Consider the following 13,219-nt stretch of genomic DNA (forward strand, 5'->3'; position numbering starts at 1 on the left):
AAGAGTGGGAGGGTTATAGAGGGAGAAAAAATAATTTTATGCTGATCTTAAATCAAATAGTTATTTTAGCTTGTAGCTTTTAAATTTGTTATCCATGAAAGACAACAGCTTCACCGCCACATTAGACATCATAGGAATTAATCCTTTTGTATTTGTTCCGGAAGAGATTTTGGACAGGATTTTTGAAGAATCAGGGAGAAATAAAAGCCCGATTCCCGTAAAAGGAACTGTAAATGAAAAGGAATTTACACAAAACCTAATGAAATATCTGGGTGAATGGAGGCTGTATATTAATCTGACGATGTTGAAAAATTCCCCAAAAAGAATCGGCGAAGTCATAGAAGTTGTATTGGAATATGATGATTCTGACAGAAGTATTGCTATTCACCCCCAATTGGAAAAGTCAATCAGAGAAAGTGCCTTAGCAGCAAAAAATTTCGAAAATCTGATTCCATCAAGAAGACATGAGCTGATTCGATATATCAATAATCTAAAAACAGAAGCCAGTATCCAACGGAATATTGAGAAAATAATGAAGCATCTGCATGGGGAAACAGATTTTTATGGAAAGAGGATTGAGTAGATGGAAAGAACCAAGATGGCGTATGTCAGACTTTTATAATAAAAAAAGACCGGAAATTTTTCCGGTCTTTTTTTATGAATTTAAAGCTTTGCTAAGCTTTACAGCATCTTGATTAGTTGGGTCATACTGTATTGACTTGGCGATATGCTCTTTCGCTTTATTAGGATCAGTTTGCTGTTCTGAAAAGGCAAGATAGAAATAGGCATAGGCAAGATTTTTCTTATTTTGCTCTACTTCTTCCGGTTTTACAGTCGCAATGTACTTTTCATAGGCAATTTTTGCATTGGCATCATCTTTTGAAGCCTGATACACATAGGCCTGGCTGTAATAAGAAGGTGCCCAGTCCGGCAATAAAACGGATATTTTCTTCCAGGTATCAATGGCATTGGTCCAGTCTGATGCTTCCTGATAGGCATTAGCCAATTTTGCTAATGATTCTGCATCCTTTGGATTGGCCTCAATTTGTTTTTTAAGACCTTCAATAGTTGGGTTGGTCGATTGACTCGTTGAAGCCGATGTTTCCGGCTGAGTCGTTTGTGCATTTACAAGACTTACACTTCCTGCTAATATTAAACCTAAGAAAAGGTTTCTGCTATTAATTTTACTCATTTTCATAATCTTATATTTTAAATTCATAATCTAAAATTCAATAATAATTCCACAAAAGCATAAATTTTAGAGGCTTTAAGATTTTTTAGAAAATATTAACGGGATTGAGGTTTTTTTTAGATTAATTTTTGATTCGTTACTGTTTGAGGTTATCTTTGTGATTCACTTTTTTAATAATAAATATAATTTCGTGGTATGAACATCATATTAGCCTCAACATCCACAATTTTTGGTGGAGAATATCTGGAATATTTAAGAGAAGAATTAATTCAACTATATAAAGGAATTGACGAAATTGTGTTTATCCCTTTTGCAAGACCAGGGGGAATTTCCCATGCTGACTATACTGCAAAAGCCCGTTCTTTCTTTGAAACCATCAATATAAAAGTAAAAGGACTTCATGAATTTGAAGATAAAAAGGAAGCCCTACACCAGGCAAAAGGGTATTTTACCGGAGGTGGTAATACTTTTTTATTGGTTAAAACATTACACGAAGAAGGTCTGATGTCTGTATTAAAAGAAAATGTATTGAACGGTAAAGCATATCTTGGATGCAGTGCAGGAAGCAATATCGGAGGGCAGAATATGAAAACGACCAACGATATGCCGATTGTATATCCGCCAAGTTTTGAGTGTATGGGATTGGTCCCTTTCAATATCAACCCTCATTACCTTGATCCTAATCCGGATTTGAAACACAATGGGGAAACCAGAGAAACCCGTATTCAAGAGTTTCTTACCCAGAATGACATCAAGGTTGTAGGCCTTAGAGAAGGAAACTGGATTAGAAGAACAGATGATTCAATTACTGTAGAGGGAAGCGAACTGACAAGGATTTTTGAAAAAGGGAAAGAGCCTTACGAAATAGAGAGTGGAAGCTCATTATCATGAAACAGGAAGACGTTGCTGTTATACCTATTCTGAGAATTTAGAACTGAATGCCGCTATCAAAGATATTACCGCAAAATATACAGATCTATCTGTAAAAACATGTGAGATATGCGGTCATAAAGCTGTTCATCAAAAAAGCTGTCTACGCTGTCACCAGGAGCACTGGAATGATTCAGGATATTTTATAGAAGATTACGGCGAAAAATCCAATTATATAAAATCCTGCCAGCTGGATATTTTTACAGACGAGGATGATTATGAGAAATACTTTAAATATGACCAGTCATTCGAGAAATCTCCCGACCATAAGATCCTTTTCAGTCATCATGACCTCCGGGAATATGAAAAAATACATTTTTAGCTATCTTTGAGTAAAAATGGGGCGAGAGCTGCTCAGACCTTTAAAGGTTTATGATAAGCAGAATCGCCAAACATAAATGAAGTTAAGAACCAAACAATAATGCAATGAAAAAAATACTTGCTGTTCTCACACTTTCTGTACAGATGGTTGCTGCGCAGAATATGACCCAGAAATTAGATAAAGTAACCAAAGATCTTATGGATTCTTCGGGGGCAGTTTCTTCGAGTTTATCATTTTATGTTTCAGATGAAAACGGCAACTTTATATACGAATATCAGGGAAGCAAAGGACTTTCCACAGCTTCTACCCAGAAAATTTTTACCGCTGCTGCTGCTTTGGAAACGTTAGGAAAGAATTATACTTATACAACAACTTCCAGCTATTCCGGGAATATATCAGGAGGAACGCTTAGCGGAAACCTTTTCATTAGTTCCAATGGTGATCCTACATTGGGAAGCTGGAGATATGATGCCTATAAACCTGAAAATTTTAAAAAGAAGCTGATGGATGCCATTAAAAACTCAGGGATTACAAAAATATCCGGAGATCTGGTCATTGATGATTCTTATTTTGACCATCAAACCATTCCGGGAGGCTGGCCGTGGGATGACCTTGGAAATTACTATGGAGCAGGTGTATGGGGAATCAACTGGAAAGAAAACCAGTTTGATATCAATATTAGCGGAACAGATTTTAAAAGCTTTTCTTATCCTTTAGAAGGCGTACAATGGCTGAATGATCTGAAAACAGGCGGAAGTTCAGATCAGAGTCTTATTTTCACTGCCCCTCATTCAAATGTTGCATTGATCAACGGAATGCTTCCGGCGGGAAAGACGGTAATGGTTTCCGGTTCTACTCCTAATCCACCTTTACAGCTGGCGGCAGAAGTAAAACAATGGCTGAAAGAATCAGGAATTGAACTTTCAGGAAAAGCTGTAACCAATTCACAACTTGAAATAGAAGGAAAAAAAGCTTTAGAAGCTCCGAAAAATACCATTATTCTGACGTACCAATCTCCAACGCTGGATAAAATGGTGTACTGGTTTCTGAGAAAAAGTGTTAATCTGTATGGAGAAACATTTATTAAAACCCTGGGAAAAGAGAAAAAGGGAAATCCAAGTTTCAAAAGTGGAGTGGCCTATCTGAAAGAATTCTGGAAATCAAAAGGAATCAATCCTAATATGATCAATTTTGCTGACGGAAGCGGACTTTCCCCACAGAATTATGTAGCGGCAAAAGCAGAAGTGCAGGCCCTTTTATATGCTAAAAAGCAATCATGGTTTGAAGCATACTACGATGGATTCCCGGCTCAGGACAATGGAATGAAAATGAAAAGCGGAACCATGAGAGATACCAAATCTTTTGCAGGATACCATACCGCAAAAGATGGTAAAAAATATGTATTTTCGATTATTATCAACAACTATCAGGGAAGTGGAAGTGCAGAGCTGCAGAAAATCCTGAATGTTTTAAAATAAAATACCTTTGAGAAAATCTATACTCACCAGGCTAAATAACTGGATTATTTTTGTTGTTATGACTACTTTGGTTATTGCCATTGTAGCGGCTTCAACATCGCTTATTAATTTTCTCAGAAAAGAGGAGATCAAAAGGATAAGCCTTCTTTCTAAAGCGATAAGAATACAGCAGGAAGTAAAAACTCCGGATACAGATGTTCTGGATCTGCTGCCGGATATCCTTAATATTAACAATACCATTCCGTTTATCGTAACAGATAAATTTAAAAATCCGATTCTTGATCTTGGATACTACCGGAATATTCCTGAAAGTACCATAAAAGATCCTGAAAAGCTTCAGGGCCTGATCCTGAAGATGGAGAAGAATTATGATCCTATTGAAATCAAAGTACCTGATGGAAATAATCAGTTTGTGTACTATGATAACTCGCGTATGCTTAATAATCTTCAGTATTCGCCTTATATTTTAGGACTGTTTATTCTGCTGTATTTTGGGTTTTCGTTCTGGTTTTTCAGGACCATCAAAAAGACAGATGAAGGTTATCTTTGGGCAGGTCTGGCTAAAGAAACGGCCCATCAGATTGGAACTCCTTTATCTTCCATGATTGGCTGGATAGAAATAATGAAGTTGGATGATCCGAATTCGGAGGGGGTGCATGAGATTGAAAAAGATATTGAAAGGCTTAGAACCATCTCTGAGAGATTCTCAAAAATAGGTTCTGTTCCTGAGTTGAATGATAGGAATTTCAATAAAACGATTCAGGAGAATTATGATTATTTAAAGACTAGAATTTCAAGGAAAATCAATTTTACGTTGAATCTTCCTACTTATACCGTCTTGGTTCCTCACAATAAAATTCTGATGAGCTGGGTGATTGAAAATCTGGTAAAAAATGCTGTAGATGCTATGAAAGGTGAAGGGGCTATTACGATGTCAATTTTTGAAAGGAACAAAAATATTCTGGTCGAAGTAAAGGATAACGGAAGCGGAATGACAAAACAGCAGGCGAGAAACGCTTTCAATCCCGGATATTCTACCAAAAAAAGAGGTTGGGGATTGGGATTGTCATTAGCAAGAAGAGTAATTCATGAGTACCACAATGGTGATATTAAGATTTCCCAGACTGAAGTTGGAAAGGGAAGTACCTTTAGGATAACAATAAGGAAAGGAGAGGGTATTTAATTGGAATTTAGTTTTACAAACAATAAACCTATAAGGTTTAAATATACAACTTGAAGAAAATAAAAAGCGGGGAAAATTTCCCCGCTTTTCTGTTTATTTCTTACCCGTAAGCCACTGTGTCTGTAGTTTCAGTTCTTCCGGAGTTGGATTCGCCTTAAATGAAGGAGTTTCCAATATCATTTTATCCAGAATAGCCTTTCCTTTCAGGTTCATTTTCTCTTTCTTACCGGCATTATCTCTTAAAATCGTTACCGTAACGTCTTGTCCGTCTTTGATGGTTCTTGTATAGGCAATAAAATCCTGTACTTTTTTGATGTCTACTGTTTTTCCATCTATGGCAAGTACCTGGTCGGTGATTTTAAATCCTATGCTTTTTGCAAATGGAGATAGGGCAGAATGGTCATCAAAAGCAAATGCATTGTTCTTTTCATCAAAACCAGTCTGGTTCGGGTCTTTAATAAACCAGAAAACGGGCTGGCTTTCCTGCTTTTTGATATCCACACCTACCATGCTTAGATATTTTGCATAAGGAGTTGGCTGGTTTCCTGCAATATATTGATTATAAAAATCTTTCACCTGAGGGTATCCGGTTACTGTTACCAATTCATCAATCAGTTTATCATCTTTGAAAGGTTTGTTTTCTCCAAATCTTTGAGACAATTTTCTGATCATATCACGATATCCCATTTCTCCGTTAGAAAGCTTTCTTAGCTCAATATCAAGACACATTGCCAAAAGAGCTCCTTTCTCATAAACATTTCTGTATTGGTCCTTATAAGGTTCCACCAATACGTTCTTACTCATTACCGTAAACGGCATTGTATCATCGTAGCTCTTGGAATTAGCAATTTTCTCTGCCATTCTTTGAAGGAACTGATCTTTATTGATCAAACCTTCCTGAATCTGGAATAGATTGGCAAAATATTCTGTACCCCCTTCATACATCCATAAGTGTTGAGACATTTTAGGATCTGCATAGTCGAAATAGTGGATCTCTTCCGAGTGGGTTTTCAGAGGATTTACTGTGTGGAAAAACTCGTGAGAAACCACATCTGTAATGGTATTGTCAATAGCCTCTTTCGGCATTCCTTCCGGAAGCACTACACTTGTTGACTCATGGTGTTCCAGCGCTCCGAAACCTTTCACTTTAGGTCCGTCACCACCGGAAAGATAAAGCATGATTGCATACTTTTTATTGGTATTCATATCCCCCAGGAATTTCTTCTGAGCGACAACCATTTTTTCCAGATTTTCTTTGAAGTCTGCTGCTTTGTATTTTCCTGTTGGAGAATATACCCCCAGTACAAGATCCATTCCTCCAGCATTGAAGGTAATATAATCCGGTTTTGTGTACATTAACGGAGAATCGGTTACCTTAGCATAATTGGCAAGGGTAAACGTATCTGTAGCTTCAGATTTATCCTGATCTACCAAAGCTGTTGTTCCGTAGAAGTCAGTGGGTTTCTGAATTACCAGCTGATAAGGAACATCCTGCATATTTTCAATATATCCGATAAACCCATGGGTATTGATCATATATATTTTTCCTGCTTCAATATCAGTTCCTGACGGAGAAAATACCGCTTTATGCTTTGAAGTATCATTTTCTTCATCAAAGCTGTCATTCACAAGATAAGAGATTTTGGAAAGGCCCTGAGCATTTTTCAATGAATAGGTATTATCATTTACTTTGGTAAAAGTAAGTTCTTTACCCTTATTATCGTAAAATTTGATCCCTTCGATGAATCTTCCATAATCGTCTATAGAATAAGTACCCGGAACCGTTTTGGGGAAATGAAATTTGATATCCCCGGATTTCATTTTCGGAAAATCCATGGTAACGGCTACTTTATCATCTTTTACATTGACAAGATCAATGGTTGTTTTTATAGACTGAGCATTTGCTAAAAAAGAAGCAAAAATACCTAGACTAAGTACTGTTTTTCTCATTAGGTTTACATTAATAGTTAAATAGTTGCTTTTTTTGTCACTTTGTTACGGAAGAAGTATTAAACTTTTCATAAAATTTTAAACTTAAAAAGCAAAAAGGCAAATTTGCTTGATCCGCGAATTTGCCTTTTTCTTTATGTAGTGCTATAAAAATTAATATAATAGTTGGGGTTAAACTCAACCGGAGTATTCTTTTTAAGCTTTACGGTCTGCCAGTTTTCTGTAGGATTGATAGTCTGGTCACCATTAATGATGATAGGTAATTTCAGGTTCTTTACCCCATCTGCATATCGGAACTTTAAAGTATCACCATTTTGAGTATACTCAAGGGTTGGGATTTTTATTGTTCTCAGATACTGATCAAAAACAGTTGAGAAATCGATTCCTGATTTTGATGAAATATATTTTTCGATCTGTTGGGTGGTAACGGTCTGATGGTAAAAATCTTGGTTGAGTCCCCTTAGAATCTGTCTGAATTTTTCATCATTATTGATCACCTGTCTTATCGTATGAAGCATATTGGCTCCCTTTGGATACATATCTCCGCTGCCTTCATTTCTTACTCCATAATGTCCAATAATAGGGATGTCGTTATTAATAGTATTTCTAATTCCTATTATATAAGTTTCTGCCGATTTTTTATCCAGATATTTTTCTGTGAAAAGAACTTCAGAATACATGGTGAAACTTTCATGAATCCACATATCAGCCTGATCTTTTGCCGTAATATTATTAGCAAACCACTCGTGGCCACTTTCATGAATGATGATGTAGTCCCATTTCATCCCAACTCCCGTTCCGGAAAGATCTTTTCCACGATAGCCATTCTGATAACCGTTTCCGTAGGCAACATTACTTTGATGTTCCATTCCTAAGTAGGGTGAATCAACCAGTTTATAAGAATCTTCATAGAAAGGATAAGGTCCAAACCAGTACTCAAAAGCAGAAAGCATAGGTTTTACCTGCTGAAACTGTTTCTTTGCTTTATCCAGATTATAGTCAAGTACCCAATAATCCAAATCAAGCTTCCCTTTTTCCCCATCATAAGTATCCTTGAAATTCACATACTTACCAATATTGGGAATAATAGAGTAGGCATTGATAGGGTTTTTTACTTCCCATGTGTATGTCGTTTTATTCCCCTCTGTCTTTTGGTTGGTAAGTCTTCCGTTTCCAACTCCTACAAGATTGCTTGGAGTAATGATGTTCATAACGATGCCATTATCAGGTTCGTCACTCCAGATATCCTTTGTAGGAAGCCAGATTGAAGCACCTATTCCTTCATCAGCAACGCTTATCCATGGATTTCCGTTTCTATCTTTAGTGAACACCCAGCCTCCATCCCATGGAGCATTTTTGGCAATGGTAGGTTTTCCGGAATAAAGAACGTTAATGGTATATTTTTCTCCCTTTTTGAATTTTTTATTCGTTGTAATTAAAATAAAGTCTCCCTCTTGCTTGTAATTTACAATAGGAAGGCTTCCTTCTATTTTATCAGCTTTCATGGGCTGCTGAAGGTCAATCTGGAAAACAGGATTGGTAACATCTTTGATGATCTCAAAGCTGATTGTATTATTTCCTTTAATGCTTTTTTGTTCAAAATCAGGCTCTACAGAAAGATCATATTTTTTGACATCCCAGAAATTTCTGAATTCAGTATTGGAACCTTTTAAAATATCCTGCTTGGTGAAAGTCTTATCTTTCTCAAAGAACTGCCCGAAAACAATCCCTGATGCAAATAAGAGTGTATATGATAATTTTTTCATTACAATTTTTATTAATACTTCTCAAAAGTATAAAATTAAATTAATAGCCCCATGCCAGAGCTCAAATTAAATATAAATTTTTGGAAGGCATAAAAAAAGCCCGGTCATTGCCGGGCTGTAAAAACTGATAGGTTTTATTTTTTGATGAATTTCAGATTTGAAGTAGTTCCTTTGTCTTCAATTGAAATGATATAAGCTCCTGTAATCAGTTTTGATACAGAAATTTTATTGTCATTAATCTGACCATTCATTACAGTTTGTCCTGCTGCATTAGTAATGATAAACTGAGCTTTAGAGGAAACTTTAAGTACATTCAGTACATCAGTTGCCGGGTTAGGGAAAATCTGAATGGTGCTGTTGTTTTGCGTTACATCTTTTGTACTAAGTGCATCTTGTACAAGAATAGGATAGTCTTCAGTTTCTCCATATTCCGGGCTGGTGCATGCATCCACAGGCTGGCTAGTGTAAGCCATCATCACTCTTATGATAATATTTCCTCCGGTATATGCATCATTAGGAACAGAGAATGATCCTGAAACAGGAGTTGTTTTACTAGGAGCACTCGTGTAGATCTGTTCAGAACTTGAGAATACTCCGTCTTTATTGAAATCTATCCATGCAGTTACTCCTTCATTATATTTAGTACCTGACCATTGTTTAGCTATACTGATGATGTTACCTGAAGAACCTTTTTTAAGAGTAATTAGTTTTGTAGCGTCAGTAGTGTAATTAGAGTAAGCTGATGCACCGCTGTTATTTGAAACAGCTGCCATACCAGTAGGAGTTACAGTAACATTGGATATAAATTCATCCGAAGAATCTGAAGAGACGGCACATACACTAAATGAAAGTGTTGTGAAATTAGTAGATGCTGAATAGGTTCCGGTTGCGGATGCGCATACATTGGCTACTTGTACTTCATACTGCGTGGCTTCTTCTAATCCTGTAATAGGATAAGAATTTGTAGTGACCGGAGTGGTAGTCCATGCAGTGCTTCCTGTTTTTCTATATTGTAAAGAATAAGTAGCTCCCTGTACACCTGGCCAGCTTATAGTAGCAGAAGATTTCGTTATTCCTGAAACGGCAACTCCTGTTGGTGCTGTTGAAGAACAGGCAGAAGCAGCTGAAACAGTAGCGTTTCCAATAGCATAAAATACATTGTCAATAGCACTTACCCTTATCTTTAGATTGGCACCTGCAGCAAGTGTAGAAAATGAATACGGTTCTACTCCGTCATTAGGCGTTGATGGTGTGATAACGGTCCATGTATTTCCATTATCCGTTGTATAATCTATCTTAACATTTGCTACGTTATAAGTAGTATTGTTTGTATTGGCGACATCCCAGGTAATAGCCCCGGATGTATTATTATATACTGTAGATGAGGATAGTTTAAATGGTCCGTCATTTCCTACATTTATTTTAACCAAACTGCTCTGAGTTTGTTGTTGGGCAATATCAGGATTATTATCTCTTACAGTTACTTTAAAGTTCATTTCTCTGCTCACATTAGACACCGTTTCCCAGTCCTGAGCATTGGTAAGATTTCCATTAAGAACACTGGATAGTTTTGGAAAATAACGTGTTGGAGAATTTGTAGGGAGAATCGACCTGAAGTTGGCTCCATTAGTACGATTGGCATCCACATTATTAAATTTAGTAGTTGCGATATCATATTGCTCCCAGGTATACGTCATAGGATCGTTTTGGGCATCAGCAGCGCTTGCGGTCAGTACGAAAGCCGTTCCTTTGGGAATAGTTTTAGTAGGAATTGGCTGTATTGCCGGTGGAGTATTGGCAACCGGAGTGACAATACCACAGTTTTGAGAATTTACATATTGTTGTATTTGTTCAATATTGAGTACGTGGAAATAGGCATCAGAATGCATTTGAACATTTGCTGCAGTAATTCCGGCATACCCCATAATCGTAGATCCTGATCCTGGTTCTATTGGACGATCGGTCTGAGGATGAACGACAGACATCGTATGGCGACCTCCAAACTGATGTCCCAGCTCATGGGCTACATAATCAATATCAAAGGTATCACCAAAAGGTTGATCATTGACACTTGGAGAAGTGATTCCCGCTCCTTTTGAAGTAGCATCGTTATTATTGGAAGGGTTTCTACATACATTTCCAATGTCACCAGCAGATCCACCGCCACCTCTATGTCCGAAAAAATGGCCAACATCATAAGTCCCATTCCCTACACCAGCAGTATTCGTTAAAGTTTGTTGAACTTCCAGGTTCCATGAATTAGGTGCAGAATAAGAACCGTTAGCATTTTGAACAACATTTGAATAGGGGTCGGTAGCAGGATCGGTAAAAATCAGTTGTGGTAAATCCTGTACCACCATATGAATTCCTAAATCCTTTTCGTAGACACCGTTTACCCTGTTTATAGTAGCATTAATGCGGGCTGCTGCTCCGGGAACTCCTCCTGCTAATTGGGTATATTCACCATTTACAGAAACAGCTAACCTATACGTTCGGTATTTTTGATCATTACTTTTTTTTGAGTTCCTGATTTTTCCAAAGTACTTTTTGAATTGAGCAGCTTTTTCATCTGCTTTTTTGACTGCTCGGTTTCAGATACTTTACATTCAAAAGGATTACCGTCTGATGTTTTGTTGGATTTAAAGAAAACCCCGAATACATCCTTTTCTTTATTAATAGGCTCTATGAATTCATATTGACCTGTTTTGGTGTCAAAAAGCATCGATTGGAAATCATTAGGCGCCGTACTGAATCTTACCTGCTTGCTGGGATTATCCAACCCTACACCAGAGTAAGCTCCCAATTGATATCTTTCTGCCATTGATTTCTCAACAACAGGCGAGCTGTACACAGAGAATCTTTCAACTCTTCCATCAGTAGTAGGTAAAGAGACAACTACCGGGCTTCCTTTTCCTGCTTCCGGAGCACTTCTTAAAAGTTCTCTCAGTGAATTAAGATCAAATTTGTAAGCGTAAATAACATTAACCTCTTTCCTTACCGGAGTAATTTTTTGGGATACGGGCTCCCAACGTTGTGCCTGTAAATTCGTCAGGCCAATTGCTAATGCAAAAACGAAAATAATTTTCTTTTTCATAAAATAATATAGTTATTTGGATTTGTTTTTGTGAATTTTATGCAAATTTAATAAATTAAATACGAAAAATTCATTAAAATTATTTATTTATTGATTTTAATTCAAGTGATGAAATAGAAACTTTAATTAGTCTTATTTGTGAAAAAAAATTTAACAAATTGTAATATTTTAAGAAAAATTTACATGAGGTTTTTGAAGAGGAAAATGAAAAAAAGCGCTGATTTTGCAATGCAGAATCAGCGCTTTTTTATCGTTTATTTATTAATTTATTTCTGTACTACCGGAAGGTTTCCGTTGTTTTTCTGTGCTTTCTTATAGGTGACTGTACACATCATGATACTGAATTCATATAGAACAAGCAACGGTAATGCCGCCATAATCATACTTAATACGTCTGCCGGAGTAATGATTGCAGCAACAACCATAATTAAAACAATAGCATGACGGCGATATGTTTTCATAAATTGAGGCGTCAAAATTCCGATGCTGGTGAGGAAATAGATAAGAATAGGGAATAGGAAAATAATTCCCATACCTAAAACCACCTGCAAAAATAGAGTCGTGTAATCACTTAAGTCATACAGCGGAACGATAATATCTGAGATTTTAAAAATAACCCCAAAATTAACCGCAAACGGAAGGATTAAAAAATATCCGCATAATACTCCGGTCATGAAAAGCATCCATACCGAGTTGATGATATAAATAGAATTTTTTCTCTCTTTGGGATGTAAAGCCGGACCAATAAAACGCCATAATTCCCATACAATATATGGAAATGCAGCCACCATTCCTCCAAAAATAGAAACTGCCATCATCACATTGAACTGCTGATACAATCTCTGTACACGCACAGGGAATTCTTTTGGAAGGTGAATACTATCTTCCCCCAAAATCATTCTTGAAAAATGATTAACAATTCTGAATGTAGGGAAATCATTTCTGGTGGGACCAAAAAAGATATGGTCCATAATCCAGTTGATATTAAAGCCCACTACAAATGCCGCAATTATGATAGCAATAATCGAACGGACCAAGTGTCCTCTTAATTCTCCAATGTGCCCAAGAAAGGACATGTCTTTTTTATTGTCCATATAGTAGAATCTGTCAAAATGCCAGCCCTATGGCAAGCAGTTTAAGTGTGCGAAATTATGAAATAATAATCAGTATTTAGAATTTATTGTCAATGATTTTGTTCAAGTTTATGTTACAGACAGTTGACGTATTCTTAAAGATACTTTTGAATACAAAATCTTGCAGCCTAAAATGATTATTTTAGGCTGCAAGCTGTTTTTTATCTTTAG

General features: G+C 36.7%; 11 protein-coding genes. 5 read left to right on the forward strand and 6 right to left on the reverse strand.

Annotated features, from left to right (window positions below):
- Nucleotides 1-94 precede the first annotated feature (94 nt).
- The gene (locus tag LF886_RS11560) at nt 95-583 is read left to right on the forward strand and encodes a YdeI/OmpD-associated family protein (RefSeq protein WP_236854222.1); all 489 of its coding nucleotides are present in this window, start codon (nt 95-97) and stop codon (nt 581-583) included.
- Nucleotides 584-655: 72 nt separating this feature from the next.
- Here LF886_RS11560 and LF886_RS11565 read toward each other — a convergent pair whose 3' ends face one another.
- On the reverse strand, nt 656-1,192 hold the full coding sequence (locus LF886_RS11565) for a tetratricopeptide repeat protein (protein WP_236854223.1): 537 nt from the start codon (nt 1,190-1,192) through the stop codon (nt 656-658).
- A 195-nt stretch (nt 1,193-1,387) separates the two neighbouring features.
- On the opposite strand from LF886_RS11565, the gene pepE reads away from it, so the two are divergent.
- The 4 genes from pepE (at nt 1,388) to LF886_RS11585 (ending at nt 5,105) form a co-directional block, all read left to right on the forward strand.
- Nucleotides 1,388-2,083, forward strand: coding sequence for a dipeptidase PepE (gene pepE / locus LF886_RS11570; RefSeq protein ID WP_236854224.1), 696 nt, complete (start codon nt 1,388-1,390; stop codon nt 2,081-2,083).
- A complete protein-coding gene (locus LF886_RS11575; RefSeq protein ID WP_236854225.1) occupies nt 2,064-2,444 on the forward strand; it encodes a hypothetical protein in 381 nt (126 codons plus the stop codon). Before pepE ends, LF886_RS11575 begins: the two co-directional genes overlap by 20 nt.
- Nucleotides 2,445-2,548: 104 nt before the next feature.
- The gene (gene dacB / locus LF886_RS11580; protein WP_236854226.1) at nt 2,549-3,922 is read left to right on the forward strand and encodes a D-alanyl-D-alanine carboxypeptidase/D-alanyl-D-alanine-endopeptidase; all 1,374 of its coding nucleotides are present in this window, start codon (nt 2,549-2,551) and stop codon (nt 3,920-3,922) included.
- Nucleotides 3,923-3,929: 7 nt separating this feature from the next.
- Nucleotides 3,930-5,105 (forward strand): sensor histidine kinase, encoded by a 1,176-nt coding sequence (locus LF886_RS11585; protein WP_236854227.1) that lies wholly within the window; start codon nt 3,930-3,932, stop codon nt 5,103-5,105.
- Nucleotides 5,106-5,198: 93 nt separating this feature from the next.
- On the opposite strand, the gene LF886_RS11590 is transcribed toward LF886_RS11585, so the two are convergent.
- The 5 genes from LF886_RS11590 to tatC form a co-directional block, all read right to left on the reverse strand.
- Nucleotides 5,199-7,055, reverse strand: a complete 1,857-nt coding sequence (locus LF886_RS11590; protein ID WP_236854228.1) for a PDZ domain-containing protein — start codon at nt 7,053-7,055, stop codon at nt 5,199-5,201.
- Between the two features lie 134 nt (nt 7,056-7,189).
- On the reverse strand, nt 7,190-8,821 hold the full coding sequence (locus LF886_RS11595; RefSeq protein ID WP_236854229.1) for a M1 family metallopeptidase: 1,632 nt from the start codon (nt 8,819-8,821) through the stop codon (nt 7,190-7,192).
- Nucleotides 8,822-8,955: 134 nt separating this feature from the next.
- Entirely contained in the window at nt 8,956-11,352 is a 2,397-nt protein-coding gene (locus LF886_RS11600) for a reprolysin-like metallopeptidase (RefSeq protein ID WP_236854309.1), read from the reverse strand.
- Nucleotides 11,301-11,915, reverse strand: coding sequence for a hypothetical protein (locus LF886_RS11605; RefSeq protein ID WP_236854230.1), 615 nt, complete (start codon nt 11,913-11,915; stop codon nt 11,301-11,303). Before LF886_RS11605 ends, LF886_RS11600 begins: the two co-directional genes overlap by 52 nt.
- Before the next feature lie 266 nt (nt 11,916-12,181).
- Complete coding sequence (gene tatC / locus LF886_RS11610) at nt 12,182-13,009, reverse strand: twin-arginine translocase subunit TatC (protein WP_152288945.1); 828 nt, start codon at nt 13,007-13,009, stop codon at nt 12,182-12,184.
- Nucleotides 13,010-13,219 lie beyond the last annotated feature (210 nt).

Origin of the sequence: Chryseobacterium sp. MEBOG07 (assembly GCF_021869745.1) — a bacterium.
Lineage (GTDB): Bacteria > Bacteroidota > Bacteroidia > Flavobacteriales > Weeksellaceae > Chryseobacterium > Chryseobacterium viscerum.